At 67.7% G+C, this 25,752-nt stretch carries 26 protein-coding genes; 6 read left to right on the forward strand and 20 right to left on the reverse strand.

All coding sequences use genetic code 11. The features are described from left to right. Positions 1-6: 6 nt before the first annotated feature. Positions 7-732: a maleate cis-trans isomerase family protein gene (locus tag ACFO0G_RS13205; protein ID WP_376978128.1), complete on the forward strand. Its 726-nt coding sequence runs from the start codon at positions 7-9 to the stop codon at positions 730-732. Positions 733-736: 4 nt separating this feature from the next. Here the strand turns inward: ACFO0G_RS13205 and ACFO0G_RS13210 are convergent, their stop codons facing one another. The 5 genes from ACFO0G_RS13210 to ACFO0G_RS13230 all read right to left on the reverse strand — a co-directional run bounded on the left by ACFO0G_RS13210 (position 737) and on the right by ACFO0G_RS13230 (position 5,443). Continuing rightward, on the reverse strand, positions 737-1,657 hold the full coding sequence (locus ACFO0G_RS13210) for a diacylglycerol/lipid kinase family protein (RefSeq protein WP_376978130.1): 921 nt from the start codon (positions 1,655-1,657) through the stop codon (positions 737-739). 83 nt (positions 1,658-1,740) lie between these two features. After that, a complete protein-coding gene (locus ACFO0G_RS13215; protein ID WP_376978132.1) occupies positions 1,741-3,114 on the reverse strand; it encodes an NAD(P)(+) transhydrogenase (Re/Si-specific) subunit beta in 1,374 nt (457 codons plus the stop codon). After that, positions 3,111-3,416 carry an NAD(P) transhydrogenase subunit alpha part 2 gene (locus tag ACFO0G_RS13220; RefSeq protein ID WP_376978134.1) on the reverse strand — a complete coding sequence of 102 codons (306 nt, stop codon included), beginning with the start codon at positions 3,414-3,416 and terminating at the stop codon, positions 3,111-3,113. Before ACFO0G_RS13220 ends, ACFO0G_RS13215 begins: the two co-directional genes overlap by 4 nt. Further along, entirely contained in the window at positions 3,416-4,612 is a 1,197-nt protein-coding gene (locus tag ACFO0G_RS13225; protein ID WP_376978136.1) for a Re/Si-specific NAD(P)(+) transhydrogenase subunit alpha, read from the reverse strand. Before ACFO0G_RS13225 ends, ACFO0G_RS13220 begins: the two co-directional genes overlap by 1 nt. A 171-nt stretch (positions 4,613-4,783) precedes the next feature. Continuing rightward, positions 4,784-5,443 (reverse strand): GntR family transcriptional regulator, encoded by a 660-nt coding sequence (locus ACFO0G_RS13230; RefSeq protein ID WP_286400427.1) that lies wholly within the window; start codon positions 5,441-5,443, stop codon positions 4,784-4,786. 192 nt (positions 5,444-5,635) lie between these two features. Here ACFO0G_RS13230 and ACFO0G_RS13235 point away from each other — a divergent pair, with 192 nt between their 5' ends. Together ACFO0G_RS13235 and ligK are read left to right on the forward strand one after the other, a co-directional pair. Further along, positions 5,636-6,661, forward strand: coding sequence for an amidohydrolase family protein (locus ACFO0G_RS13235; protein WP_376978139.1), 1,026 nt, complete (start codon positions 5,636-5,638; stop codon positions 6,659-6,661). A gap of 23 nt (positions 6,662-6,684) precedes the next feature. Further along, positions 6,685-7,368: a 4-carboxy-4-hydroxy-2-oxoadipate aldolase/oxaloacetate decarboxylase gene (gene ligK / locus ACFO0G_RS13240; RefSeq protein WP_376978141.1), complete on the forward strand. Its 684-nt coding sequence runs from the start codon at positions 6,685-6,687 to the stop codon at positions 7,366-7,368. Here the strand turns inward: ligK and ACFO0G_RS13245 are convergent. After that, entirely contained in the window at positions 7,356-8,135 is a 780-nt protein-coding gene (locus ACFO0G_RS13245; protein ID WP_376978143.1) for an IclR family transcriptional regulator domain-containing protein, read from the reverse strand. The genes ligK and ACFO0G_RS13245 overlap by 13 nt on opposite strands. A gap of 116 nt (positions 8,136-8,251) precedes the next feature. After that, entirely contained in the window at positions 8,252-9,088 is an 837-nt protein-coding gene (locus tag ACFO0G_RS13250; RefSeq protein ID WP_376978145.1) for a shikimate dehydrogenase family protein, read from the reverse strand. A gap of 143 nt (positions 9,089-9,231) precedes the next feature. Here ACFO0G_RS13250 and ACFO0G_RS13255 point away from each other — a divergent pair, with 143 nt between their 5' ends. Both ACFO0G_RS13255 and ACFO0G_RS13260 read left to right on the forward strand, forming a co-directional pair. Further along, positions 9,232-10,569: an MFS transporter gene (locus ACFO0G_RS13255; RefSeq protein ID WP_286400435.1), complete on the forward strand. Its 1,338-nt coding sequence runs from the start codon at positions 9,232-9,234 to the stop codon at positions 10,567-10,569. A gap of 154 nt (positions 10,570-10,723) precedes the next feature. Next, positions 10,724-11,320 (forward strand): hypothetical protein, encoded by a 597-nt coding sequence (locus tag ACFO0G_RS13260; protein ID WP_286400437.1) that lies wholly within the window; start codon positions 10,724-10,726, stop codon positions 11,318-11,320. 236 nt (positions 11,321-11,556) lie between these two features. Here ACFO0G_RS13260 and ACFO0G_RS13265 read toward each other — a convergent pair whose 3' ends face one another. The 12 genes from ACFO0G_RS13265 to ACFO0G_RS13320 form a co-directional block, all read right to left on the reverse strand. After that, the gene (locus tag ACFO0G_RS13265) at positions 11,557-12,366 is read right to left on the reverse strand and encodes an IclR family transcriptional regulator domain-containing protein (RefSeq protein WP_376978148.1); all 810 of its coding nucleotides are present in this window, start codon (positions 12,364-12,366) and stop codon (positions 11,557-11,559) included. Between the two features lie 11 nt (positions 12,367-12,377). After that, a complete protein-coding gene (locus ACFO0G_RS13270) occupies positions 12,378-13,064 on the reverse strand; it encodes a 3-oxoacid CoA-transferase subunit B (RefSeq protein ID WP_286400439.1) in 687 nt (228 codons plus the stop codon). A 1-nt stretch (position 13,065) separates the two neighbouring features. Next, a complete protein-coding gene (locus tag ACFO0G_RS13275) occupies positions 13,066-13,755 on the reverse strand; it encodes a 3-oxoacid CoA-transferase subunit A (RefSeq protein ID WP_286400440.1) in 690 nt (229 codons plus the stop codon). A 3-nt stretch (positions 13,756-13,758) separates the two neighbouring features. Beyond that, the gene (locus tag ACFO0G_RS13280; RefSeq protein ID WP_286400442.1) at positions 13,759-14,961 is read right to left on the reverse strand and encodes a thiolase family protein; all 1,203 of its coding nucleotides are present in this window, start codon (positions 14,959-14,961) and stop codon (positions 13,759-13,761) included. Beyond that, a complete protein-coding gene (gene pcaC / locus ACFO0G_RS13285; protein ID WP_286400444.1) occupies positions 14,958-15,398 on the reverse strand; it encodes a 4-carboxymuconolactone decarboxylase in 441 nt (146 codons plus the stop codon). Before pcaC ends, ACFO0G_RS13280 begins: the two co-directional genes overlap by 4 nt. Further along, the gene (locus ACFO0G_RS13290) at positions 15,395-16,213 is read right to left on the reverse strand and encodes an alpha/beta fold hydrolase (RefSeq protein ID WP_286400446.1); all 819 of its coding nucleotides are present in this window, start codon (positions 16,211-16,213) and stop codon (positions 15,395-15,397) included. The genes pcaC and ACFO0G_RS13290 overlap by 4 nt, the downstream gene beginning before the upstream one ends. Continuing rightward, entirely contained in the window at positions 16,206-17,684 is a 1,479-nt protein-coding gene (locus ACFO0G_RS13295; RefSeq protein ID WP_376978152.1) for a lyase family protein, read from the reverse strand. The genes ACFO0G_RS13290 and ACFO0G_RS13295 overlap by 8 nt, the downstream gene beginning before the upstream one ends. Then, the gene (gene pcaG, locus ACFO0G_RS13300) at positions 17,681-18,238 is read right to left on the reverse strand and encodes a protocatechuate 3,4-dioxygenase subunit alpha (RefSeq protein WP_286400448.1); all 558 of its coding nucleotides are present in this window, start codon (positions 18,236-18,238) and stop codon (positions 17,681-17,683) included. Before pcaG ends, ACFO0G_RS13295 begins: the two co-directional genes overlap by 4 nt. Positions 18,239-18,243: 5 nt before the next feature. Next, positions 18,244-19,113: a protocatechuate 3,4-dioxygenase subunit beta gene (pcaH, locus tag ACFO0G_RS13305; RefSeq protein ID WP_286400449.1), complete on the reverse strand. Its 870-nt coding sequence runs from the start codon at positions 19,111-19,113 to the stop codon at positions 18,244-18,246. Positions 19,114-19,156: 43 nt separating this feature from the next. Then, positions 19,157-21,046, reverse strand: a complete 1,890-nt coding sequence (locus ACFO0G_RS13310; RefSeq protein WP_286400451.1) for a bifunctional sugar phosphate isomerase/epimerase/4-hydroxyphenylpyruvate dioxygenase family protein — start codon at positions 21,044-21,046, stop codon at positions 19,157-19,159. Beyond that, on the reverse strand, positions 21,046-21,927 hold the full coding sequence (locus ACFO0G_RS13315) for a shikimate dehydrogenase (protein WP_376978155.1): 882 nt from the start codon (positions 21,925-21,927) through the stop codon (positions 21,046-21,048). Before ACFO0G_RS13315 ends, ACFO0G_RS13310 begins: the two co-directional genes overlap by 1 nt. Before the next feature lie 154 nt (positions 21,928-22,081). Next, complete coding sequence (locus ACFO0G_RS13320; protein WP_376978157.1) at positions 22,082-22,945, reverse strand: IclR family transcriptional regulator; 864 nt, start codon at positions 22,943-22,945, stop codon at positions 22,082-22,084. A gap of 234 nt (positions 22,946-23,179) precedes the next feature. Here ACFO0G_RS13320 and ACFO0G_RS13325 point away from each other — a divergent pair, with 234 nt between their 5' ends. Continuing rightward, positions 23,180-24,499, forward strand: a complete 1,320-nt coding sequence (locus tag ACFO0G_RS13325; protein ID WP_286400456.1) for an MFS transporter — start codon at positions 23,180-23,182, stop codon at positions 24,497-24,499. A gap of 125 nt (positions 24,500-24,624) precedes the next feature. On the opposite strand, the gene ACFO0G_RS13330 is transcribed toward ACFO0G_RS13325, so the two are convergent. Further along, on the reverse strand, positions 24,625-25,713 hold the full coding sequence (locus ACFO0G_RS13330; RefSeq protein WP_376978160.1) for an ATP-dependent DNA ligase: 1,089 nt from the start codon (positions 25,711-25,713) through the stop codon (positions 24,625-24,627). Positions 25,714-25,752: the final 39 nt, after the last annotated feature.

Genomic DNA, 25,752 nt, shown 5'->3' on the forward strand with positions numbered 1-25,752 from the left:
GCCACCATGCCTGCAACCATCCGCCCCCGCAGGATCGGCATGATCGTGCCGTCCTCCAACACCTGCCTGGAACCGCAGACGTACCGCATCCTGGGCAGCCGCACCGACGTGACGGTGCATTTCACCCGGATCCCGGTCACCCGGATCGCGCTCGATGATTCCTCGGACCGCCAGTTCGACCCCGCGGTCATGCGGGAGGCGGCACAGCTGCTGGCGACGGCGGACGTGGACGTGATTGCCTGGAACGGCACGTCAGGCTCGTGGCTGGGGTCCGCGCACGACCATGAACTGGCCGCGGAGATCACCGGCCCCACGGGGATCCCCGCCACCACCTCCACGCTGGCCTATCTTGAGGCCTTCCGGACGTTCGGCACCGAACGGATCGGCCTGTTCACGCCCTACACGGAGGACGTGAACCAGCAAATCATCGCCTCTTATGAACGTGAAGGCATCAAGACCGTGGACCACCGGGCCCTGGGCTTGAGTGACAACGAGTCCTTTGCCCGCGTCACGGATGACGAGATGCGCCCCGGCTCGCTGGAACTCGCTGCCGCGGCCCCCGACGCCCTGGTGTACCTGTGCACCAACCTGTACGGGGCCAACATCACCGCGGAAATCGAGGACGCGACCGGTGTTCCGGTTCTCGATTCCGTGGCCGTCACGCTCTGGCACGCCCTTAAGCTGGCAGGCGCGCCGCTGCTCGAGCGGCGCTGGGGCCGGCTGCTGGGCTGAACCCCTACATCCGCAGGGTCAGGGCACCGGGCTCCATGGTCATGAGCACGTGCTTGCCCTGGCCCTCGTGGTCGCCGTCCAGCTGGTAATCGTCCTTGTGCTCCAGCGTGATTTCCACGCTCTTGCCCTGGAAGTACTCCACCGCGGTGTCCTTGTTCCTGCCCTTGCCGATAATGCCGGCCAGCACGGACAGCCAGCCGAGCTTGCCGTGGTGCGGTGCCAGGACGGCAATGTCCAGCAGGCCGTCGTCGATCTTGGCCTCGGGGAAGATCTCCAGGCCACCCTGGACCTTGCCGCAGTTGCCCACCATCACGCTGCGGACGCCCCGATGCACCACTTGCTTGCCGTCGATTACCACGGTGGCCTTGACGGGCTTGCCTGGCAGGTTCCTGATCCCTGCGTCCACGTAGGCCAGCCAGCCCACCTTGTCCTTCAGGTCCTCATTCGTGTCCGCCATGATGGTGGCGTCATAGCCCATCCCGGCCATGACCAGGAACAGCTGGTCCTTGTCCGGGTCGCTGCGGCGGGCGCGGACCACGTCGATCTTCCGCTCGGTACCGATCAATGCCCCGGCCATGGCGCCGTCGTAATCGGTGACGTCCATGCCCAGGTTGCGGGCCAGCAGGTTCCCGGTGCCCAGGGGCAGGAGGCCCATGGGGGTATCGCCACCGGACAGCACCTCGGCCACGCAGCGCACTGTCCCGTCACCGCCGGCAGCGATCACGATGTCCGCGCCCTGCGCCAGCGCTTCCTTGGCCTGGCCCACGCCGGGGTCCTCCTTGGTGGTTTCCAGCCAGATGGGCTCGCCCCACCCGTTCTCCACGCAGTGCTTGGCCACCAAGCCGCGCACGTCGATATCCACCGGCTTGGCGGGATTGACGATGATGGCGGCCCGTTTGGGCGAAGTGGAGCTGGTCTCAGTCATGGCGTCCTCTAATGGCGGATGGAAAGCAAGCTTCTGAAAGAAGGGTATCCCGCTGCGGGGGTGGTCCGGCGCAGCGCGGCGGGCTACAGCGCCTTGACCGCGCCCAACACCTGCGCCAGGGAGTCCTTGGCGTCCCCGAACAGCAGGGACGTCTGCGGCTCATACAGCAGGTCGTTCTCTATGCCGGCGAAGCCCGGGCGCATGGAGCGTTTCAGGAACACCACCTGCCGGGCCTCCGCCACTTCCAGGATGGGCATTCCGTAGATCGGCGAGCCCGAGGAGGTCTTGGCGGCCGGATTCACCACGTCGTTGGCGCCCACCACCAGTGCCACATCGGTGGTCTTGAACTCCGGATTGATCTCGCCCATCTCCTTGAGTGACTCATACGGCACATTGGCCTCGGCCAGGAGCACGTTCATGTGGCCCGGCATGCGCCCGGCCACGGGGTGGATGGCAAAGTCCACTTCGATGCCCCGCGCTTCCAGGGCCTGGGCCAGTTCGGCGGCCGTATGCTGGCCCTGTGCCACCGCCAGGCCGTAGCCGGGGACGATGATCACGCGCTGGGCGTACCCCAGCAGGACCGCCACGTCCTCCGGTGAGGACGAGCGGACCGGACGCTCGCTCACGGCGGTGGATCCCGCCGTCGAACCTCCCCGGAAGGCGCCGAACAGGATGCCTGCCACGCTCCGGCCCATGGCCGCCGCCATGGCGCGGGTGAGGATGGTGCCCGAGGCGCCCACCAGGGTGCCCGCCACCACCAGGAGGACATTGCCCAGCACCAGCCCTGACGCTGCCACGGCCAGGCCGGTGAAGGCGTTCAGCAGAGAGATGACAATGGGCACGTCCGCGCCGCCCACGGGCAGCACCAGCAGCATGCCGGCGGCAAGGCCCAGGACCAGCAGCACGACCGCAAGCGGCAATGAAGCGGTAAGCACCACAGCCGCCGCCGCGGCCACGGCGGCGAGCAGGACCACGGCCATGACCACCGGCAGCCCGCGGAACACCACCGGCCGGGTGGTCATCAGTTCCTGCAGCTTGGCGAAGGTAACGCCGGAGCCGGCAAAGGACACCGCACCGACCAGGAGCGTGAACACGATGGCCACCCGCACCCACGGTTCCTCCGCGTTGCCCAGTTCCAGGAGTGCCACCAGGGCGGCCGCGCCGCCGCCCACTCCGTTGAACAGGGCCACCAGCTGCGGCATCTGCGTCATTTTCACCCGGCGGGCCACCGGTGCGGCCACTGCGGAACCAACGGCGATGGCAGCCAGGATCCAGGGGATGTTCTCCAGCCGGGCGGACAGGAAGACGGTGACGACGGCGATCAGCGCGCCGAGTGCGCCCACCAGGTTTCCACGGCGGGCGGTGCGCGGTGAGCTGAGCCCGCGCAGCGCCAGGATGAAGCAGACCGCCGCGGCGAGGTAGAGCAGGGAGGTCCAGACCGGATCGAGGAAGCTCATTTGCTGCCTGCCTTGGTGACCGCGTCCTTCTTGCCGTGGAACATGTGCAGCATCCGGTCCGTCACAACGAAGCCGCCCACCAGGTTGGCGGTGGCAAGGACGACGGCGAGCAGCGCCACCGCGAGCACCCACGGATCGGCTGCCTGGCCGGCCACGATGACGGCCCCCACCAGGATGATGCCGTGGATGGCATTCGCGCCGGACATCAGCGGGGTGTGCAGGGTGCTGGAAACCTTGGACACCACCTCGAAGCCGACGAACACCGCCAGCACCGTAATGGTCAGCAGGGCGATTCCGTCCATCAGAGCGCTCCTTCCTGCCCGGCGGCGGCAGCGGCGCCGGCCGTTGGGGCATGTGCCCTCGCCGCCAGCAATTCGGCCGTGGGCTGGTGCCGCACCTCCCCGCCGTGGGTCAGGCAGGCACCTGCCACCACTTCATCGCCGAAATCCAGCGTGAGGGCGCCGTCGCGGACCAGCAGGGCCAGCAGGTTGGCCACGTTCTTTGCGTAGAGGCGGGAGGCGTCCGACGCCATGGCTGAGGCCGGGTCCTTCAGCCCCACCAGGCTGATGTGCCCGGCGCCATCGGCGGTGGGGACCGGGATATCCTGGCCCGGCACTGAACCTTCCACGTTGCCGCCGGACTCCGCGGCGAGGTCCACGACGACCGATCCCGGGCGCATGCCCTGCACCATCTCCCGCGTCACCAAAAGGGGTGCCGCCCGCCCGGGGACTGCCGCCGTCGTAATCAAGACGTCCGACTGCGCCACGTGGGGTGCCAGCAGCTGCCGCTGCCGGGTGCCGGCGTCGGAACTCAACTGCCGGGCATAGCCGCCTGCCGCCTCCGCCGTCTCAAGGTCCAGCCGGATGAACGTGCCGCCCATGGACGCCACTTCGTCGGCGGAGGCTGGGCGGATGTCGTTGGCGAAGACGCGCGCGCCCAGGCGCTTGGCGGTGCCGATGGCCTGCAGCCCTGCCACGCCGGCGCCGAGCACCAGGACGCGGGCCGGCGGAACAGTTCCGGCGGCGGTCATGTACAGCGGGAAGAACCGGGGCAGCCGAATGGCGGCCTCCAGCACGCAGCGGTACCCGGCCACCAGCGCCTGCGACGTCAGCGCGTCCATGGACTGTGCACGGGATATTCGGGGCACCAGTTCCAGCGCGAAAGAAGTCACGCCGTTGCCTGCGAGCGCCTGGACGGCCGGGAGTTCGGACGACGGCGACGCGAGCCCTACGGTGACGGCTCCCCTTTTGAGGGATGCGGCGGTGTGCGGGTCAAGGGGGCGGACGTGGGCCAGGATGTCCAGGGCGGCCAGGTCCAGTTGCGGGACAACCGTGGCGCCGGCTTTTTGGTATCCGGGGTCAGCGTGCCCGGCACCGTCCCCTGCCCCGGCTTCGACCAGGACTTCCAGCCCCATCCCTGCCAGCTGTTTGACAGTGTCCGGGGTGGCGGCCACGCGCCGCTCGCCCTCCCGGCGTTCCCGCGGAATCCCCAGTTTCACCCGCCGACTCCTCCTCCTGACGAGCAGTGCAGCGGCTCTGCTGCACGCAGTTGGCTAGAGTCTAAAGCGCTCCGCGCCGCGGCGGGAGTAGGGGCCGGAGGGTTGGTGGTAACGATTCGCCTGTCAGGCTGCCTCCCCGGCGAACGCGTGCCGTGCAGCTGAGGGACCGGGCTATTTGGTGCTGGCGCGGATGGCGTCTGCCACGCTTTCCAGATGGAGCCGCATGGCTTCTGCCGCCGCATCCGGATCCCGGGCACAGACGGCATCAATGATGGCGAGGTGCTCAGGCAGGGAAACGGCCGGGCGGCCCGACTGGCGGGCAAGGCGGAACTGGAACCGGACCGCCTGTCCCCGGAGCCGCTGGATGGTTGCTGCAGCGGTCTGCTGCGCGCTCATGGCGATGATCTTTTCGTGCATCGCCTGGTTGCCTTCAGAGTAGGACTCGCGGTCGCCCCGGTCCACGGCGTCCTTCATGCGGGCGGCCAGGTCCTGCAGCTCAGCGACGTCGTCATCGGTGACCCGTTCGGCAGCCTTGCGCGCGCAAAGCGCCTCGAGGGCGGCGCGCACCTCGGTAATCTCCACCGCTTCCTCCACCGAGACCGCACGCACCCGCGCTCCCCGGTTCTGGATACGCTCCACGAGGCCTTCAACGCTCAGTTCCGAGAGGGCAACCCTGATGTTTCCCCGGCTCGCCCCGTACTCGGCGGCGAGGTCGCCTTCCACAAGGCGCTGGTTGGGCACCAGTTCCCCGCTGACAATGGCGGTGCGCAGCAGCCCTGCGAGTTCAACGGCGGTGGGAGTCCGGCCTGCTCCATCCACGGTTGTGTCCACAGCCAACCTTCTCCCTATCCCGCCGATTGCCAATTTTGCTGACAATTTCCGACCCCAGCGTACTCCAGCTGTTGCGCTCGGGACCCAACGTAGTCATTGATTGTTAGCTATATTGCTGACAAAATCTGGGTTGTGCGGTTTTTCCATTAGTGCGGCGTCGTTCGGCGGGCGCCCCTGCCAGGAGCGTGCGCGATGATCATTGACATCCACGGCCACTACACCACCGCCCCGCCCGCGCTCGGGCAATGGCGGGACCGGCAGGTCGCCGCCCTGGACGACCCGTCCGTGGCACCGTCCCGCGCAGACCTGAAGATTTCCGACGACGAGCTGCGGGAAAGCATCGAAGCGAACCAGCTGCGCTTGATGGATGAACGTGGCATCGATCTCACCGTCTTTTCACCCCGGGCGTCCTTCATGGCCCACCATGTGGGCTCCCTCGAAACATCGGCGGAGTGGGCGGCCATCTGCAACGAGCTCTGCTACCGGGTCAGCCGGCTCTACCCGGAGCGGTTCATCCCGGCCGCGATGCTTCCCCAGTCCCCCGGCGTGGACCCCGCCACCTGCATCCCCGAACTGGCCCGCTGCGTGGAGGAATACGGCGCCGTGGCCCTGAACCTGAACCCCGACCCGTCAGGGGGCCACTGGACCGCTCCGCCGCTGACGGACCGGTACTGGTACCCGATCTACGAAAAGATGGTGGAGTACGACATCCCCGCGATGGTCCACGTCAGCACCAGCACCAATCCCGCTTTCCACACCACCGGGGCGCATTACCTCAACGCCGACACTACCGCGTTCATGCAGCTCATCCAGGGCGACCTCTTCAAAGACTTCCCCACCCTGAAACTCGTCATCCCGCACGGCGGCGGGGCGGTGCCCTACCACTGGGGACGTTTCCGCGGCCTGGCCATGGCCCTGCACAAGCCGCCCCTCGAAGAGCACCTGCTGGATAACGTCTTCTTCGACACCTGCGTCTACCACCAACCAGGCATCGACCTGCTCCTGGAGGTCATCCCCACACAAAACATCCTCTTCGCGTCCGAGATGATCGGGGCCGTCCGGGACATCGACCCCTGGACCGGCCATCACTTCGATGACACCGCACGGTACATCGACGCCGCCGGCCTGGATGAAGCCGAACTCGGCGCCATCCAGGCGCACAATGCCCGCGCCGTCTATCCACGCCTCGACGCCCTGCTCAAGCAGCAAGGCCGCTGACTCCGCCTCCGAAGGGAACCACCATGCAGGAACTCGGCGTCGTCCACACCAACATCACCCGGGCGACTGAAGACAGCGTCAAAGCCCTCTCCGCGTTCGGTGTCAGCACCGTCCACGAGGCCATGGGCCGGCTCGGACTCATGCGTCCCTACATCCGCCCCGTCTACCCCGGCGCCACCATGTGCGGCACCGCCGTCACCGTCCTGCTCCAGCCCGGAGACAACTGGATGCTGCATGTCGCCGCCGAGCAGGTCAAGCCCGGAGACGTGGTGGTGGCCGGTTGCACCACCGAATGCGAGGACGGCTTCTTCGGAGAACTGCTGGCAACGTCGCTGCGGGCACAGGGCGCGGCGGGCCTGGTCGTCGACGGCGGCTGCCGGGATGTTGCCGCCCTGCAGGCCATGGACTTCCCGGTCTTCAGCCGCGCCATCAACTCCAGGGGAACGGTCAAAGCCACGCTGGGCTCCGTCAATGTCCCGGTGGTCTGCGCCAACGCCCTGGTCAACCCGGGGGATGTGGTGCTTGCCGACGTCGACGGCGTTGTGGTGGTGCCGGCTGCCCGGGCGGCCGATGTGGCGGCAGCAGCACGGGCGCGGGAAGACAACGAGAAAGCCAAGCGTGAGCGGTTTGCCGGCGGGGAACTTGGACTGGACATTTACAACATGCGGGGACCGCTCGAAGCGGCCGGACTGCGCTACCTGGACTGAACGGCGGGACCGCCGTAATCAAGGGCAATGCGGCGCGCGGTCTCCATCAGCTGCGGCAGGACGGCCGCTTCAATGTCCTGGGCCGCGGCCCGATGGGTCTGCAGCGAAACGTTGGCCGCGGCCACAACCTCATGTCCGCGCAGGACCGGGACTGCCACACCCCGGAGGCCTTCCTCCAGTTCCTGCGACACCATGCACCACCCCCTGGCCCTTGCCGCCTCCACTTCAGCGCGGAGGTCATCCACGCTGCCGATAGAGCGGTCCGTAAAGCGCTGGAGCCGGACCGAGTGGAGGTATTCCTCCAGCTGCGGTGCAGGCAGCCCGGCAAGGAGGACGCGGCCCATGGAGGTGGCCCAGGCAGGGAAGCGGGTGCCCACCGTGATGGACACGCTCAACAGGCGCGGAGAGGGAACGCAGGCAACGTAGACCACGTCACCGCCATCGAGGATGCACAGGGAGGTTGTCTCGTTCAGCTCCGCAGCCAGGTCCCTCAGGTGCGGCTCGGCCACCTTGGGCAAGGTCAGCGCGGCCAGATAGGACCTGCCCACGTCCAGGGACCGCGCGGTCAGCTCGAAGGCCGGCCCGACGGCCCGGAGGTAGCCAAGGTCGGCGAGGGTGAGCAGGAAGCGCCGGGCCGAAGCCCGCGTCATGTCCGTCCGGGCTGCAACCTGCGAGACGGTGAGCCGGGGCTGGTCAGGGGTAAAGGCAAGCAGGACGTCAAAAGCCTTCTCAACCGACTTAACGAAGTAGCCTGCCTGCTCCTCCACGTTGCTGTTCCCCTCCGAACCAACCGGGCGTACCGGCACGGAATTGCCGGGCTTTTCGCACCTGTCCGATCATATCGGGCACCTGCGGGGAGGAAGCCCGGCCCAAAGCCCGCGCCCTAGTGCACATCACGAAGGCCGATGAGAGTCTCCTGCAGCAGTGCGCCTGCCTCTCCGTCCAGCCCCAGGAGGGGCACCATGGCCACCGCCTGCTCCCGAAGGTGGTCCCACCCGTCGATGCACCGGATGCCCATCGCCTCCGCGCAGGCCACGCTGGCGGTGGTGTGGCGGGCGTAAACGAAGTCGTACAGGACGGCGTCGGGCGCCAGTGCAGCACCACCCCAGGCCGCCGGGTCGGAGGCCCGTTTCCCGATGGGCGTGGCGTTGACGATAAGGGAGGCATCAGCTGCGGCATCCCTGGCCTGCTCCCACATGATGGCGTGCGCGTCGAGGCCCAGTTCGCGCGCCAGCTCCAGCAGCTCGGCGGAAGCATGGGGATCGCGGTCCGCAATGGACACGGCTCCCACGTTGTCCCGGATGGAAATGAGGGCTGCGCGGGCCGCTCCCCCTGCCCCGAGCAGGAGGGCATGGCGCTGGTAGGTGGGCCCAAGCAGTTTCCGGGCAGCAGTGATGTCGGTGTTGTGGGCCTCCAGCCTTTCACCTGCCCGCACCAGCAGGTTGCAGGCACCGCTCAGCCTCACGGACTCGTCGGCAGCATCAGCGGTTTCCGCCGCCCAATGCTTATGCGGCATGGTCACGTTGGCGGCCACCATATCCGGACCCAGGAGGTCTTTACGGACCTGCGCAAGGTCGCCGTCCGGCGGCACATCCCATGCCTCGTACCTCCAGCCGTTGCCCAGGCGGGCCAGGACAGGGTTCCAAAGTGCGGGTGACATGGCCTGGGAAGCCGCTGACCCGATCAGGACCAGGCGGGAAGTGAGAGAGTGCGGTTCCATGCAGTGCTCCACCTTTCGCAGAGATGGGCGTTGTGATTGGCGTCACCGGCTAGTATCCTCTTTTTAGGCGCATTTCGCACACTTGTTCGTTATGCGTACAAATGAGAAAAGATCCCCACCTTCAGCGTGGAAGGAACCCCACAATGACCAACATCGCAGCAGGAGCCCAGGCCCAGGCGACGCCCGAGGAGCAGCGCCGCCTCAAGCGCGCAAAGAAGGCAGCGTTGGCAGCCTTCCTCGGCGGCGCGCTGGAGTACTACGACTTCTTCATCTACGCCACTGCCGCCTCCCTCGTCTTCTCGAAGATCTTCTTCCCTGCGGGCGACCCCACAGTGGCGCTTATCGCGTCCTTCGCCACCTTCGGTGTCGCCTACGTCGCGAGGCCGTTCGGCGCAGTGGTGTTCGGGCACCTGGGTGACAAGATCGGCCGCAAGAACACCCTGGTTCTCACGCTGGTCCTGATGGGCAGTGCCACGTTCCTGATCGGCGCCCTGCCGGACTTCAGCCTGGCAGGCTACTGGGCCCCCGCACTGCTGGTGGTGCTGCGCCTGTTGCAGGGCCTGTCCGCCGGCGCCGAGACCGCCGGGGCATCGGCATTGTCCACGGAAGAAGCCCCGGAAGGCCGCCGCGGCTTCTTTGCCAGCTTCGCCATGAGCGGCATCTCGGCCGGCATCGTGCTCGCGTCCCTTGCGTTCCTGCCCGTGGCGGCAATGAGCGAGGCAGACCGCCTTGCATGGGGCTGGCGCATTCCCTTCTGGCTCTCCCTGGTGGTCCTCATCGTCGCGTACCTAGTGCGCCGCTCCCTGGAGGAGCCGGAGGTCTTCGAGGAAAAGCATGACCACGGCGAACTGGTGAAGCTGCCCTTCGCCAAGATGTTCCAGACCCACCCGGCGCAGTTCTTCCAGGTGGCGCTGATGTCCTTCGAGACCGTCACCAACACGTTCATGCAGTCCTTTGGCCTCGCGTACGCGGTCTCGGTGGGTGTCCCCGCCTCCACCATGCTCTGGGTGAGCATCCTGGGCAACGTCCTGGCGATCGGCAGCCAGCCCCTGATGGCACGGTGGTCCGACAGCCTTGGCCGGCGGCCCATCTTCATCGGCGGCGTGCTCGGCTCGGGCGCCATGATCTTTGTCTACTTCTGGGTGATCTCCACCGGGAACATCCCCATGATCTTCCTGACCAGCACGCTGATCACGGCCGGCACCTACGCCATGTCCAATGCCATCTACCCGGCCTGGTTCTCCGAGCTCTTCAACGTCAAGGTCCGCTACTCGGGCATGGCGATCGGGCTCCAAATCGGCATCCTGTGCGCCGGTTTCACCCCACTGCTGGGCACCGCCCTGGTGGGAGCGGACAAGGCCAACTGGGGACCGGCGGCCTGGATCGTGGCAGGTTCCTCGGTCCTCGCCGTGGCGGGCGCCTGGTGGGCGCGCGAGACCGCCAAGACCCCGCTCCGGGAGCTGGGCAACCACGTGCGGTAGGGGCCTTCACAATCACGCAGCAAACAGGAAGAGGCCGACGGCGGGAAGCACCGCCGTCGGCCTCTTGCCTTTGCACCCCGCGCGTCTGGGCAGCTCAAGGCGCTGTTGTGTGAGAATGAGCGGGATTCACAGACAACAGAATATTGGGGGACCCATGTCAGAGCGCGCAGAATTCGAGGCAACACCATCCGGACCGGAGGGCGGTCACGGAACTCCGGTACCGCAGTACGGCCAGCGGTCATCGGAACCATGGCTGCCGCCCGCAGGCCAGTTCCAGCTCCCGGTGCCCGCGCCGACAGCTCCGCGGGAGGACGTGGTGCGCGGCGCCGTCTACGCTCTGGCGGCGGTTCCGGTAGGCATCGCCGCCTGGCTGGTGCTGTGGAACATGGGCTGGATGGCCTCCATCGTTGCCTTTATCGCCGCGGCGCTGGCAGCGCGCCTGTACGTCACGGGAGCCGGCGGCATCATCAGCCGGCGGGGCGCATGGGTGGTTGTGGCAATAACGGCGGTGACGGTGCTGCTGTCGTTCTGGGGCGGCATGCTGGTGGACGCGGCGAAGTACCTTGGCGGGGGCTCTCCCCTGCTGATGCTGGCAGATGCCCAGACCTGGGACCTGCTCCTCTTCAACCTCTCGACGAACCGGGAACTGGTCGACGGGTACGGCGGGGACTTCCTCGTTGCCCTGCTGTTCAGTGGCCTGGGCTGCTTCTTCACACTCCGCCGGTTGTTCGCCCAAACCCGGACCAGCTAGCCGGAAGCAGCTCGCGCAAACCATGCGGGCTGTCCCCAGCTGGACCGTTCCGTCACGCCCGGCAGCGCGAGGGCAGCCTGCCTGACATCCACTTCGGTGACCATGGGTCCGAGTCTGCCCCCGGCGTGGCGGCGGGACAAGGGCGCGTCGTACCGGGCTGCACACTGGGACGGGGGTTCGCTGCGCAGGGGCAGTCCCTGCCCACTGAGAGCAGGGGAGGCTGCGCGGCGGCGTTCCTACCCGCGGGCGGTGAGGTCTGCGGAAATGAGCTTGGCGGTGGCCACAATTTCCTGTGCGACCGATGCCAGATAGGCGTCCGGGTCCGGCTTGGCCTCCACAGACTGGGCCTGCAGGCTGACGTTGACGGCGGCCACCACCTTGGCCCCGTCATACACGGGCGCCGCGACGGACATGAGGCCCAGTTCCAGTTCCTGGTTGAGCAGGCACCAGCCCTGGGCGCGGACGGTTTCCAGGACGGCGAGCAGCTCGGGAACTGTTGCCAGGGCGCGCGGAGTAAGCGGCTTGATGTCCGCGGCCGCCAGGTATGCCTTGAGCTCCGCCGGGGGCAGGTGCGCGAGCAGAACCCGGCCCATGGACGTGGCGTACGCGGGGAACCGGGTCCCCACCGTGATGCCGATGGTCATGATCCGGCGGGTGGTGACCCTGGCAATGTAGGCGATGTCCGTGCCGTCCAGCACCGCAGCGGAGGTGGATTCGCCCAGCTTCAGGGACAGTTCCTCGAGGTGCGGCTGGGCCAGTTGCGGCAGGGACAGCCCGGAGAGGTACGCGTAGCCCAGCTGGAGCACCTTTGCCGTCAGCGCGAAGGTCTTGCCGTCGGTCCGCACGTAGCCGAGTTCCATGAGCGTGTGCAGGAACCTGCGCGCGGTGGCGCGGGTCAACCCGGTGCGGGACGCGACCTCCGTGAGGGTCATGACGGGGCGGTCGGCGTCGAAGGCACGGATCACGGCCAGGCCCCGTGCCAGCGACTGGACGTACTGGTCGCTGGCCTGCGGGGGCTGGGTTTCCGTGCGGACGGCGTCGGTCATGGTTACCAATCCTAGGTGGCGCTTCCGACGGCGGGCGCCGCTTTGAGCGGGACGGGTACCAGTTCCTGGAGTTCTTCGAGGGTGCAGCCGAAGGTTTCGCGGACGGAGACGCCGTCGGGTCCGGTGAGGAACACGCCCTTGTCCGTGTAGACACGGGTGACGCAGCCGACGCCGGTGATCGGGTAGGTGCAGGACTCCACGATCTTGGAGGCACCTTCGCGGGTCAGGAGGGTCATCATGACGAAGACGTCCTTGGCGCCGGTGGCCAGGTCCATGGCACCGCCGACGGCGGGAATGGCCCCGGGCGCGCCGGTGTGCCAGTTCGCCAGGTCACCGGTGGCGGAGACCTGGAAGGCGCCGAGCACGCAGATGTCCAGGTGCCCGCCGCGCATGATCGCGAAGGAATCGGCGTGGTGGAAGTAGGACGCACCGGGCAGTTCGGTGACGGGGATCTTGCCGGCGTTGATGAGGTCGCCGTCGATCTGGTCGCCCTTGGCCTCCGGGCCCATGCCGAGCATCCCGTTCTCCGTGTGGAGGGTGATGTTCTGTTCCTCGGTGAGGTAGTTGGACACCAGGGTGGGCTGCCCGATCCCCAGGTTCACGAAGGACCCGGGCGCGATGTCCCTGGCCACCAGCCGGGCCAGGTCATCGCGGCCCAGCGGGGTGGTGGAGGTCTGGAGGGTTGTTGCGGTGCTCATGTCAGGCCACCTTCTCGCTCGTGCCGGCGCCCGCGGGGACGCGGACCACTGTGTTGACGTAGATGCCGGGCGTGACCACGTTTTCCGGGTCCAGGCCGCCCACCGGGACGATCTCAGAGACCTGGACGATGGTGTGCTTCGCCGCGGCTGCCATGATGGGGCCGAAGTTCCGGGCGGTCTTGCGGTAGACGAGGTTGCCCTTGCCGTCCGCCTTCAGCGCCTTGATGAGGGCGACATCGGCGTGGATGGGCGTTTCAAAGACCTGGCCGCGGCCGTCGATGATCCGGGTTTCCTTGCCCTCGGCAAGCATGGTGCCGTACCCGGTGGGGGTGAAGAACCCGCCGATCCCGGCCCCGGCGGCGCGGATCCGTTCGGCCAGGTTGCCCTGCGGCACGAGTTCGAGTTCGATCTCGCCGGCCTTGTACTTGGCGTCGAAGTGCCAGGAATCGGACTGCCGCGGGAAGGAGCAGATCATCTTCTTCACCCGGCCCTCCTTGATCAGCAGCGCCAGGCCCTGGTCGCCCTGGCCCGCGTTGTTGTTCACCACGGTCAGGTCCGTGGCGCCGCAGTCCAGCAGCGCGTCGATCAGTTCGAACGGCTGGCCGGCGTTGCCGAACCCGCCGATCATCACGGTGGAGCCGTCCTTGATGCCGGCCACGGCATCCTGGACCGAATCTACGAAGTTCAGCATGGCTTATGCCTTTCCGTTCGAAGCAGTGACGTTTTCGAGGACGACGGCCAGGCCCTGGCCCACGCCGATGCAGATGGCAGCGACGCCCCAGCGTTCGCCGGAGGCCTGCAGGGACCGGGCCAGGGTGCCCAGGATCCGGGTCCCGGAAGCACCCAGGGGGTGTCCCATGGCGATGGCCCCGCCGTGCCGGTTCACGATCGAGTGGTCGATGCCCCAGGCGTTGATGCAGGCCAGGGACTGCGCGGCGAACGCTTCGTTAAGTTCGACGGCGCCCACCTGCTCCCAGCCGATGCCCGCCTTTTCGAGGGCCTTGTTCGCCGCCTCGACCGGGGCGTAGCCGAAGTACTGCGGATCGTTCGCGTGCGCCCCGCGCCCGGCGATCCGGGCCAGCGGGTCCAGCCCCAGCAGCCCCGCGGCGGCCTCGGACCCGATCCAAGCCGCGGAGGCGCCGTCGGACAAGGGCGACGCGTTGCCGGCGGTGACCGTGCCGTTCTCAGCCCGGAACACGGTCTTCAGCCCGGCGAGCTTCTCTGCCGAAGACCCGGCGCGGATCCCCTCGTCCCGGACCAGGTCGGTGCCCGGCACCGGGGTCACCAGGTTGTCGTAGAAGCCCTCGTCCCAGGCGGCGGCGGACAGGTTGTGCGAGGCGGCGGCGAACTCATCCTGCGCCTCCCGGGTCACGCCATACTTTTCGCGCAGGCGTTCGGTGGCCTCGCCCAGGGAGATGGTCCACTCCTTAGGCATCGCCTTGTTCACCAGGCGCCAGCCCAGCGTCGTGGACGCCAGCGTCATGTCCCCGGCCGGGTACGGCTTCTCCGTCTTGGGCAGCACCCACGGGGCGCGGGACATCGACTCCGCGCCACCGACGAGCATCAGGTCCGCATCACCGGCGTTGATCTGCCGGGAAGCAATGATCGCCGCATCCAGGGAGGACCCGCACAACCGGTTCACCGTGGTGCCCGGGATCGAGACCGGCAGGCCGGCCAGCAGCGTGCCCATCCGGGCGATGTTCCGGTTCTCCTCACCAGCGCCGTTCGCGTTCCCGAACACCACCTCATCAATCCGCTCAACATCAAGGCCCGGGGCACGCTTGACGGACTCCTTGATCACGTGCGCGGCAAGATCATCCGGACGGACGGCGGCAAGGCCGGAGCCGAACTTGCCAAAAGGGGTGCGCACAGCGTCGTACACAAAAGCCTGGTTCACGGGGTGGTATCCATTTCTCGAAAGACCTGCTGGGCGGTCTTGAAGGCGGTGTTGGCGGAAGGTACTCCGCAGTAGATGGCGGTCTGCAGCAGGATTTCCTTGATTTCGTCCCTGCTGAGGCCGTTCCGGAGGGCGGCGCGGATGTGCATGGCCAGTTCTTCCCAGTGCCCGTGCGCCACCATGGCGGTGATGGTCACCGCCGAGCGCATCTGGCGGGTCAGGCCTGGCCTGGTCCAGATGCCGCCCCAGGCGATGCGGGTGATCATGTCCTGGAAGTCGTCGGTGAATTCGTCCTTGTTGGCGTTGGCCCGGTCCACGTGGGCGTCGCCCAGCACTTCGCGCCGGACCGCCATGCCGCCGTCGTAGATCTCCTGGCTGGTGGCGCCGGGCTGGACCACGCCGTGGCGCTGCGCCCCGTCGTAGTCAGCGCCGCTCACTTGGCTGCCTGCCGGGACTCGGCCCAGGTGGCCAGGCTGCGCATGAGGTCCGCAACGTGGGCCGGTGCCTCCGCGGGTGCCAGGTGCGAGACGCCCTCCACGGTCACCGCGGTCGCGGTGCCGCCCGCTGCGGTGATTCCCGCTGCCACTTCCTCGGCCATGGCGGGTGTTGCGACGCCGTCCAGTGCGCCGGCGATGACCTGGGTGGGGACGGTGATGCTGCCCAGCTCCTCCCGGACGTCGAAGGCGGCCAGCGCTTCGCAGCAGAAGGCGTAGCTGAAGCGGTCGGCGTCGCGCAGGGCGTGCAGGAGCCTGCTGCTGAATTCGGGTTCCCGGTCCATGAAGCCGGGTGCGAACCAGCGCTGGGCGGACCCCAGGATCATCACGGGCGTGCCCTGGGTGCGGACGGTTTCGGCGCGCTCCAGCCAGCCTTCGGGGGTGCCGATCTTGGCGCCGCTGTTCTGCACGGAGAGGCTCTTCAGCCGTTCACCGTGCTTGATGCCCAGCTGCAGGCCCACCGCGCCGCCCAGGGAAACCCCGGCGTAGTGGAAGTTTTCGCCGGGGGCGATGGAGTCCACCAGGTCCACGACGGCGTCAGCCAGCGCGGCGACGTCGAACCCTTCGCCGGCGGCGGGCGAAACCCCGTGGCCGGGGAGGTCCCAGGCCACCACGTCGTAGTCATTGCCGAGCAGGGACGCCACCCTGTTCCACAGAATCGTGGAGGTGCCCAGGGAGGGGCCTGCCACGATCAGGGGGTGGTCGCCCAGGGGACGTTGGGGGGACAGCAGCGCTGCCTTCAAGGCTGGCTTAGCCACGGGAAGCTCCATTCGCGTCGGTGGTGGTGGAATCGAATTCGGGGTAGGCGGCAAGGATGCGGCGGGTGATCTCCGCCGCCTGGCCCAGGTAGCTGGCGGGGTCCAGGAGTTCCTCCAACCGGGCGTCAGGGACGACGGCGGCGGGCACGGCTTCGCGGAACAGCTTCCGGTAAGTTGCGGCCTGCTCCGAGGGGGGTGCGTCGAGGGTCCTGTCCACCACCTGCTGCAGTTGCTGCTTGCCGGTGCGCCCGTCCTGCTCCGCAAGCAGTGGGGCCACGGCGGCGGTGACGCCTTCGGCCAGCAGCAGCGGGCCGGCCAGGTCAAGGTTGCGGCGCATGGCGTCCGGGAACACCCGCAGCCCCTCGGCGAGTTCGCGGAGGTGTCCGGCGGCCCCGAGGGCCAGGGCCAGCAACTGCCGGAGGGCCGGCCACTCCGCGTGCCAGGCCCCGTCCGGACGTTCGTCGTTGAAGTTGGCGGCGGCCACGTGCAGCTGCGCTGCCAACTGCGGTGCCTGCAGTGCGGCGCTGCGGACCAGGACCGACAGCACCGGGTTCTGTTTCTGCGGCATGGCCGAAGAAACACCGCGGCCGGCGGCACGGGGTTCGGCGAGCTCGGCAACCTCCGGGCGGCTGAGGAACAGAACATCCGCGGCGATTTTGCCAAAGGCGTCCAGCACGGAGGCGAGAGCGTGCCCGAGGGACGTGATGGCGAGCCGGTTGGTATGCCATGGCACCGCGGCCGGGGCCAGGCCCAGCTGGGCGGCGAGCGCATCGGCCAGGCTGAAGGGGGTGGCGGAGGAGCCGTCTGTCAGTACAGTGCCGGCCGCAAGCGTTCCCGCCGCACCGCCGAACTGGACCGGGAACTGCAGGGCCTCGAGCTGCCGGCCCGCTGCGGCCACGTTCTGGAACCACTGAGCAGCCCGCAACCCAAAGGTGAAGGGAAGGGAATGCTGGGTCAGGCTCCTGCCCACGCAGAGCGTGTCCGCATGATGCCCGGCAAGGTGCGCGAGCGCCGTCGTGGTGCCCTTCAAATCCGCCAGCACGGCGTGGACGGTGTTGCGGGCCAACAGCATGAGGGCTGTGTCCAGCACGTCCTGGCTGGTCAGCGAGGTGTGCACAGCCTTCGTCGCCCCCACTCCGGCGGTGTCCAGCGCCGCCACGTTCCTCCGGAGGTCGGCGAGCACGGGAATCACGGGGTTGCCGCCGCCCTGGGCGCGCAGTGCGATACCGGCCAGGTCGTAGCGCCCCGCCTCAGCGGCGGAAGCGACGACGGCGGCCGAACCGGCGGGCGCCAGGCCTGCCCGCTGCAGCACGGCGGCCCAGCCGGACTCGACGGCGAGGATGGCGCCGAGCACTGCCCGGTCCCCCGTCAGCGCCGCCACCAACGGCGAGGCTGACACGGGACTGAGCAGGCCGGCGTCGGCCTCTTCCGCGAAGGCGCGCAGATCTCCCAGGGCGGCGGCGTGCGTCACTGGAAGTCCAGGAAAACCGTCTCGTCCTGGCCCTGGAGACGGATGTCCCAGGTGAGGCCGCCGTCGGCGTCGCGGTGGGCGATGAGCGTCTTGCGGCGCTCCGGCTCCAGCGAGCTCAGCAGCGGGTCGTTGGCCAGTGCCTCGGTGTCCTCCGGCAGGTAGATGCGGGTGAACAGCCGGTTGGTCAGGCCGCGGGCGAAGAGTGCCACGGAGATGAACGGGGCCGCACCCGGCTTGGTGGGGCCGGGGTTGACGGTGGTGAAGGTGAAGACGCCGGAGTTGCCCACGGCGCCGCGGCCCCAGCCGGTGAAGGTGTAGCCGTCGCGGACCAGGGAGCCGGTGCGCTGGACAACCTTGCCGTCGGCGTCCGGCTGCCAAATCTCCAGGATGGCGTCCGGGATGGTGTGGCCGGCGCCGTCATAGACCGTGCCCTGCAGGCGGATGGAGCCCGGAAAACCGGGAGGCAGCAACTCGTTGTCCTTCTCGAACGGGAGGGCGTAGCCGTAGAACGGGCCCACGGTCTGGCCGGGGGTGGGTACCAGTTTGGTGCTCATCGTTCCTACTCCTCATCTCCGGCGTCGCCGTATGCTTCGTTCTCGGTCCAAGTGCGCTTGGGGCCGGTCAGGACGATGTCCCAGTTGTACCCCAGGGCCCACTCCGGTTCGGTAAGGCTGTGGTCGTAGGTGGCCACGAGGCGGTCGCGGGCGTCCTGGTCCACGATGGTCTGGTAGATCGGATCCAGCGGGAAAAGCTGGTCACCCGGGAAGTACATCTGGGTGATGATCCGCTGGGTGAACTCGCTGCCGAACAGCGAGAAGTGGATGTGCGCCGGCCGCCAGGCATTCAGGTGGTTCTTCCACGGGTAGGCGCCGGGCTTGATGGTGATGAAGCGGTAGGAGCCGTCCGCGCCGGTGATACAGCGGCCGATGCCCGTGAAGTTGGGGTCGATCGGGGCGGGGTGCTGGTCCCGCTTGTGGATGTAGCGGCCGGACGAGTTGGCCTGCCAGATTTCCACGAGCTGGCCCGCCACCGGGCGGCCGTCGCCGTCCAGGACCTTGCCGGACACGATGATCCGCTCACCCAGCGGCTCCCCGTTGTGCTGGATGGTCAGATCCGACTCCAACGCGTGCACGTCCTGGTGCCCGAACGCCGGCGAGAACAGCTCAATGGTTTCCGGGTCCGCGTGTTGCAGGCTCTTGGTGGGATGGCGCAAAATGCTGCTGCGGTAGGGCGGGTAGTCCAGTCGCGGCTGGATTTCCTGCCCGGCACCGTCCTTGAGGGCCCGCTGGTAGGCCTCGCCGATGGCGGTGATCTCTGCACTGAGATCCGCCTGCGACTCGACGGCCTTGTCCAGCTGGTGGGCAGCCTTTGGTTCGGCCGGGGGCACGAGTTCCTCCGACTCCAGCTCCTCGGTGATGTTTTCCGACACGGCTGGCTCCTTTCTGATCTGTTCGGGTTGCTTGGCTTGTGGTTTAGGGGGTGCGGGTCCAGGTGCTGCGGTGCAGCGAGTCGTACTGGACCGCGTGCCGCACCGGGGCGTTCGGCGCGCCGTAGCCGTCGTAGTTGCCGCGGCGTTCCACCATTTCGAAGAACACGCTGCCCACGGTGGCGGTGTAGAAGTGCAGGAATTCCCCGTCCGCGTCCCGGTCGAAGAGCAGGTTGAGCTCCTGCAGGGTGGCCAGGAATTCCGGCTCAAGATCAAACCGGGCGTCCAGGTCCTCGTAGTAGTTGGCGGGGATCTGCAGGAATTCCAGGCCGCGGTCCCGCGCGGCGCGGGCAGTCGCCACGAGATCGTCCACAGCGAAGGCGATGTGCTCCTGGTAGGTCTTGCGGGCCTCGTTCCGTGCCTGCTGGATGGGGGCGAGGTTCAGCACCAGCCGCACCGCGCCGTCGGAGGTCTGCATGACCTGCGAGCGCACCAGGCCGCTGGGGCTGGGCACCTCGGCAAAGGGCTGGGGTTCCAGGGCCAGGGCACTGGTGTAGAAGAGGACTGCCTCGTCGAAGTGCTGCCACGGCTGTGCGAGGTTAACGTGGTCAATGACCGCGCTGGCGCCCGCGGAGGGGTGTTCCAGCCCTTCGCCGAACTCATGCGTCCATGCCGCCGTGCCGTCGGGGCTGCCCTGGCACAGGAAGATCTCGGTGGAGTCCGGCGCTGAGATGCCTTGGAATACTTCCTCGTCCGCCTGCACCTTGCGGGCCACCACGGGGGCCTTGAGCTGCTGGGCCCGGGCGGACGCAATCACGGGGGAATCGACGTCGAACCCCAGCGCGGCAATGGCCGGCTCGGCGTGCTGCGCGGCCTGTTCGTTGATGATCACCCGGGCCTGGCCCATGGTCCACAGCTGGACATCCTTGGTCCGGTGCCTGCCCTCGAACGCGAAGCCCAGCTGGCCCAGGAGCTTCTCCAGCTGCGCGGTGTCGTCCGCCTTCACCTCGGCGAAGTTGAAGCCTGCGGGCTCGTTCACCTTGGGCAGGGTGGCGAGCTCCATGGGATAACGACGACGGAGGGCGCCGCCGTTGCCCGGCGCGTCTGCGGCGGAGGTGCTCAGCCATTTTGCGCTTTGCTCCTCCAGCCAGATCAGGGACCGCATGGCATCCACCGCGGTGCGCTCGACGTCCGACTGGCGGAAGACGTCGTTGAAGACCTCCAGCGACACGGGTCCGGTGTAGCCGGCGCGGACCACGTGGCCCATGAACTTGGCCAGCTCGAACTGGCCCTCACCGGGGAACACCCGGTAGTGGCGGCTCCATGACAGGACGTCCATGGAGAGCTTTGGGGCGTCCGCCACCTGGACGAAGAAGATCTTGTCCGCGTTGATGTCCTCGATGGGCGCAGTGTCCCAGTCCCGGCTCAGGATGTGGAAGGAGTCCAGGCAGGTTCCCAGGTTGGGGTGGTCCACCATCTCCACCAGCCGGTAGGCGTGCTCGTAGTCGTTGACGTATTTGCCCCACGCCAGGGCTTCATAGGCCACCTTGACGCCGTGGTCCCCGGCCAGACTGGCAAGCTGTGCCAGCTGTTCGGCCCGGACAGCGTCATCGTCAATTGTGGCGGTGGCAACGTTGGAGCACACCAGGATGGTGTCCATGCCAAGGCGGGCCATAAGCTTGAACTTGGCCTCTGCGCGGCGCAGGTTGGCCTTCAGCAGGTCCGGCGTGACGCCGTCGAAGTCCCGGAACGGCTGGTACAGGTCCAGGCCAAGCCCCAGGTCGGCTGCCGTCTTCCGCACGTCCTCGGGGCTGAGCGGGGAGGTGACCAAGTCCTGTTCGAAGATCTCGATGCCGTCGAAGCCGGCGATGGCGCAGGCCTGCATCTTTTCCTTCAGGGTGCCGGAGAGGCAAACCGTGGCGATTCCGGTGCGCATCAGGCGGCCACCTCCTCGGCGGCCACGAGCTCCAGGAAGTGGCTGCGCATGCGCGCCGGGTCTGCCTCGAGCCCGGTGAAGATCCGGAAGGCGTCGGCGGCCTGGCCCACGGCCATCCGGCCGCCGTCCAGCACCTCGCAGCCCTTGGCGCGGGCGCCGCGGACCAGTTCGGTGTCGATGGGGCGGTAGACAATGTCCGCCACCCAGTGCCGGAACTCCAGCAGGTCCAGGTCCAGCGGGACGCCGGGATGCGCCGCCATGCCTACGGGGGTGCAGTGCACCAGGCCGTCGGCCAGGCGCATCAGCTGCGGCAGCTCCGCCGTCGTGCGTGCCGTGATGGTGCTGTCCGGGAAAAAGCCCTGCAGCTCGGCAGCCCTGGCGGCGGCCCGGGCGGGGTCCATGTCCACGAGGTCCAGCGTGCGCACGCCGGCGGTGAGCAGGGCGTAGGCGACGGCGGATCCTGCGCCGCCGGCACCCAGCTGCACCACGCGGTCCAGTTTCGCACCGGGCAGGCCGGACGCCAGGGCTGCAGCGAAGCCGGAAAAATCCGTGTTGTGGCCGATGAAGCGGCCGTCGCGGATAACCACCGTGTTGACGGCGCCCAGCCGGCGGGCGTCGGGGCTTATTTCGTCCAGGTGCTGCAGGACCAGCTGCTTGCAGGGATGGGTAATGTTCAGGCCATTGAAGCCCAGGGTGCGGGCACAGTTCAGGATGCTGCCCACTGATTCGGCGGTCAGCCCCAGTTCCAGCAGGTCGATGGGGCGGTACAGGTAGCGCAGGCCCTGCACGTCACCTTCCCGCTCGTGCATGGGTGGCGTGAGCGACGGCATCACGCCATCACCGACCAGTCCCACCAGGTAGGACTCAGTTCGATTGCTCATGCGTGCAGCTCCTTTGGTACAGCACCTGGCAGCGGCGGAACTTTGCCGCGCTGCGGGTGATAGGGATTACGGTACATCAAATGTTCACTTATCGCACTTATGTTCTAGATGCGAACACGGGTGATTTTGGGGCAGGCCCGTATCTCGGGTCCTGCTACCTCTGCGGCAGCCGCGCGGCCAACTCGGCAGCGGCTTCCTGCAGCAGGGGCACGTGGGCGATCAGCTCGTCCAAGCCCAGGCGGAAGACGGGCACGGCAGTTGCCAACGAGGCGAAGGCGTGCCCCTGGTCGTTGAGCAGCGGTACGGCCACTGCGCGCATTCCGGCTTCGTTTTCCTCGTCCATGACGGCGTAGCCCTGCCGGCGAACTTGCTCGATTTCAGCCCTGAAGGCGTCGCGGTCGGTGATGGACTTCCCGGTGAGCGCCTCCAGCGGGAGCTCGGCCAGCAGCTTTTCGCGTTCCGCGTCCTCCGCAAATGCCACCAGGGCCTTGCCCACCGCGGTGGTGGAGAGTGAGCCGAGGTGGCCGGGGTCGCTGGTGACGCGGAAGGTCTGCGGCCCGTCCACCTTGCTGACGGTCAGGTGGTGCAGGCCGTCGCGGACGCTAAGGATGGTGGCCTCGCCGGTCCGCTCGGTGACCCGGCGGAGGATGGGCATGGCCGTCCCGGCGAAGCCGTGGTGGTTGGAGACCCGCTGGCCCAGCTGGAAGATCCGCAGGCCCAGGTGGTAGCGGCGTCCATCCGGCTCATAGTCGACGAAGCCGTCACGGGTCAGGGAGCCGAGCAGGCGGTAGGTGGTGCTGAAGGGAAGTTCCGCCCGGCGGGATATGTCCGCGGCGGTGGCGCCGCGCGGTTCGTCACCCAGCAGGACAAGCAGGCCAAGGGCCTTGCCCACCATGTCCGTGCGGTCGGCAGGACGCGCGCCGACCTTCCCCTCCGGAGGCATGGCGTTCACGGGTTCCGCGATGGGGGCTGCGACAGCGGATTCTTCATTGGCCGCTGTGGTTTGGTTCACACTCATAGCTCAATGTTGCCACAATGTGAGAGCTACTTCTAGATAGTGATTATTTTTCTTGACAGGTGACAGCCCTCACAGTCATAGTTTCTGTATCGCACAAGTAGCTCCCACCATGTGGCTATTTATGCCGGGTCTTTTCCGGACTCCAGCCGCATCGCGCCCCGCCCGCACCAAGGCAGCGGCGGCTGCGACCCCCCAGATCCATCCGCGACAATGTCGTCACACCAAAGGAACACCATGAGCAAGACACTTCCGTCCGCAGGGGCAGGTGCCCTCACGCAGGCCGGGACGCCCCGGAAGGCCGCCCTCGCCAGCTTCCTCGGCAGCGCCGTCGAGTACTACGACTTCTTTATCTTTGGCTCCGCCGCCGCCCTGATTTTCCCCACGGTCTTCTTCCCCAGTGCCGATGCCAACGCCGCCATCATGTCCTTCGCCACCTTCGGGTTCGCCTACGTGGCACGCCCCGTCGGCGCCATCATCCTGGGCCACTTCGGTGACCGGGTAGGCCGCCAGAAGGTCCTGATGTTCACCCTGGTGCTCATGGGTGCGTCCACCTTCGTCATTGGCTGCCTCCCGGACTTCCGCACCGTTGGCTGGTGGGCTCCGGCCCTGCTGGTGCTGGCCCGGCTGTGCCAGGGCCTCTCCGCCGCCGGCGAGCAGGCCGGCGCTTCCTCCATGACCCTGGAGCACGCCCCGGACAACCGCCGTTCCTTCTTCACCTCCTGGACCCTCACCGGAACCCAGGGCGGGCAGATCCTCGCGGCCCTGGTGTTCATTCCCGTCCTGGCCCTGCCGGATGAAATCAAGTTCGGCATCGGGTGGCGCATCCCGTTCTGGCTCAGCGCCGCCGTGGTTGTGGTGGCGTTCCTCATCCGCCGCACCCTCCACGAGCCGCCCGCGTTCGAAGAGGCCCGCAAGACCGCGCAGATCGCCAAGCTCCCGGTTGCCGACCTGCTCAAGGGCCACTGGCGCGACGTCCTCCGCGTGATCTGCTGCGCATTCATCGCCGCCGTCTCCACCGTGTTCGGCACCCTGGCCATCAGCTACGCCAAGACGGTGGCCGGCGTTGACGGCACCACCACCCTCTGGCTGGTGGTGGCTGCCAACATCGTGGCCCTGGGCACCCAGCCGCTCTTCGGAATGCTCGCGGACAAGATCGGCCGCAAGCCGGTCTTCATCTACGGTGCACTTGCCAGCGCGATCCTGACCCCCGTGTTCCTGCTCAGCCTGGAGTCCGGCAGCGTCCCGCTGATGTTCCTGGCCGCCATCGGCTACTTCTCCGGCGGCTACGCAGCCGCCAACGCGGTGTGGCCGTCCTTCTACGCGGAAATGTTCAGCACGAAGGTCCGCTTCTCCGGCCTGGCCATCGGCACCCAGCTGGGCTTCCTGATGGCAGGGTTCGCCCCGGCGATCGTGGCCGCCATGGGCGGCATCAAGCCCGGCGGCTGGGTGCAGATCTCGATCTTCACCGCCATCATCTGCGCCGTCGCCGCGGTGTCGGCGCTGACCGCCAAGGAGTCCTTCCGGACCCCCACCAAGCAGCTCGGCCTGAAGTAGGAGCCCCGCCGGGTACGAACTGGCCCGGTTTTCAGACCGGAGAGCCCGCCATTCCCCCAAATGGCGGGCTCTCCCCCGTTAAAGCTGGGCTGGAGCCGCAACTGGGGCAGCCTGTCGGCTCGCCGCTACCCCCGTCCGGTCTCCAGCACCGAGGCCAAGTCGAAGTTCACCGGCTCCTCGAGCTGCCCATAGGTGCAGGATTCCGGGTCCCGGTCCGGGCGCCAGCGGTTGAACTGGGCCGTGTGGCGGAAGCGTTCGCCCTCCATGTGGTCGTAGCGGACCTCCACCACCAGTTCGGGCCGGAGCGGCACGAAGGACAGGTCCTTCCCGGCGCTCCACCTGCTGCCTTCGGCGTTCCGCGGGGTCCGCTCGCCTTCTTCCTGCTTGCCCCAGGCCCACGGGTGGCCTTCGAAGTCGGTGACCAACGGCTGAAGCTGTTCGAACAATTCCTGCCGCTTCTTCATGGGGAAGGCGCCGATCACGCCCACGCTGGCCAGGCCGCCGTCGTCCTTGTACAGGCCCAGCAGCAGGGAACCGATGGCGTCCGGCCCGCTCTTGTGCAGCCGGTAGCCGGCCACCACGCAGTCAGCGGTGCGCTCGTGCTTGACCTTGAACATCACCCGCTTGTCAGGCTCGTACCGGCCGTCCAGCCGCTTGGCCACGATGCCGTCCAGCCCGGCACCCTCGAACTGCTCGAACCACTGAGCGGCGGTGTCCTTGTCCGTGGTGGCGGCCGTCAGGTGGACGGGTGCCTTGCTGGCCGCGAGCGCCTTCTCCAGCGCGGCACGACGCTCGCTGAAAGGCCTGCCGGTGTAGTCGTCATCGTCAAGGGCCAGGAGGTCGAAGGCCACGAAGCTTGCCGGGGTCTGTTCCGCCAGCATCTTCACCCGGCTGGCGGCAGGGTGGATGCGCTGCTGCAGCGTGTCGAAATCCAGCCGGTCCCCGGACGCCCCCACCAGGATGATCTCGCCGTCCACCACGCAGCGCGGCGGCAGGTTTTCCTTGAGCGCGGCAACGAGTTCCGGGAAGTAGCGGGTCATGGGTTTTTCGTTGCGACTGCCGATCTCCAGGTCATCGCCGTCACGGAAGATGATGGACCGGAAGCCGTCCCACTTGGGCTCATAGCTGAGGTTCCCGCTGCCTGGAATGCCGTCGATGCCGCTGACGGCCTTGGCGAGCATGGGCGGGACGGGCGGCATCACGGGAAGTTCCATGTGCCCATTCTTGCCCGGCCGGCGCCCCGCGGGTAGGGC

The organism is Arthrobacter sedimenti (genome assembly GCF_042652025.1).
GTDB classification, from domain to species: Bacteria; Actinomycetota; Actinomycetes; order Actinomycetales; family Micrococcaceae; genus Arthrobacter; species Arthrobacter sedimenti.

Excerpts from the sequence above, each read along its gene's own strand:
- ACFO0G_RS13205 (WP_376978128.1), top strand. The coding sequence starts at position 7 with ATGCCTGCAACCATCCGCCCCCGCAGGATCGGCATGATCGTGCCGTCC.
- ACFO0G_RS13210 (WP_376978130.1), bottom strand. The coding sequence starts at position 1,657 with ATGACTGAGACCAGCTCCACTTCGCCCAAACGGGCCGCCATCATCGTC.
- ACFO0G_RS13215 (WP_376978132.1), bottom strand. The coding sequence starts at position 3,114 with ATGAGCTTCCTCGATCCGGTCTGGACCTCCCTGCTCTACCTCGCCGCG.
- ACFO0G_RS13220 (WP_376978134.1), bottom strand. The coding sequence starts at position 3,416 with ATGGACGGAATCGCCCTGCTGACCATTACGGTGCTGGCGGTGTTCGTC.
- ACFO0G_RS13235 (WP_376978139.1), top strand. The coding sequence starts at position 5,636 with ATGATCATTGACATCCACGGCCACTACACCACCGCCCCGCCCGCGCTC.
- ligK (WP_376978141.1), top strand. The coding sequence starts at position 6,685 with ATGCAGGAACTCGGCGTCGTCCACACCAACATCACCCGGGCGACTGAA.
- ACFO0G_RS13250 (WP_376978145.1), bottom strand. The coding sequence starts at position 9,088 with ATGGAACCGCACTCTCTCACTTCCCGCCTGGTCCTGATCGGGTCAGCG.
- ACFO0G_RS13255 (WP_286400435.1), top strand. The coding sequence starts at position 9,232 with ATGACCAACATCGCAGCAGGAGCCCAGGCCCAGGCGACGCCCGAGGAG.
- ACFO0G_RS13260 (WP_286400437.1), top strand. The coding sequence starts at position 10,724 with ATGTCAGAGCGCGCAGAATTCGAGGCAACACCATCCGGACCGGAGGGC.
- ACFO0G_RS13265 (WP_376978148.1), bottom strand. The coding sequence starts at position 12,366 with ATGACCGACGCCGTCCGCACGGAAACCCAGCCCCCGCAGGCCAGCGAC.
- ACFO0G_RS13270 (WP_286400439.1), bottom strand. The coding sequence starts at position 13,064 with ATGAGCACCGCAACAACCCTCCAGACCTCCACCACCCCGCTGGGCCGC.
- ACFO0G_RS13275 (WP_286400440.1), bottom strand. The coding sequence starts at position 13,755 with ATGCTGAACTTCGTAGATTCGGTCCAGGATGCCGTGGCCGGCATCAAG.
- pcaG (WP_286400448.1), bottom strand. The coding sequence starts at position 18,238 with ATGAGCACCAAACTGGTACCCACCCCCGGCCAGACCGTGGGCCCGTTC.
- ACFO0G_RS13310 (WP_286400451.1), bottom strand. The coding sequence starts at position 21,046 with ATGCGCACCGGAATCGCCACGGTTTGCCTCTCCGGCACCCTGAAGGAA.
- ACFO0G_RS13315 (WP_376978155.1), bottom strand. The coding sequence starts at position 21,927 with ATGAGCAATCGAACTGAGTCCTACCTGGTGGGACTGGTCGGTGATGGC.
- ACFO0G_RS13320 (WP_376978157.1), bottom strand. The coding sequence starts at position 22,945 with ATGAGTGTGAACCAAACCACAGCGGCCAATGAAGAATCCGCTGTCGCA.
- ACFO0G_RS13325 (WP_286400456.1), top strand. The coding sequence starts at position 23,180 with ATGAGCAAGACACTTCCGTCCGCAGGGGCAGGTGCCCTCACGCAGGCC.
- ACFO0G_RS13330 (WP_376978160.1), bottom strand. The coding sequence starts at position 25,713 with ATGGAACTTCCCGTGATGCCGCCCGTCCCGCCCATGCTCGCCAAGGCC.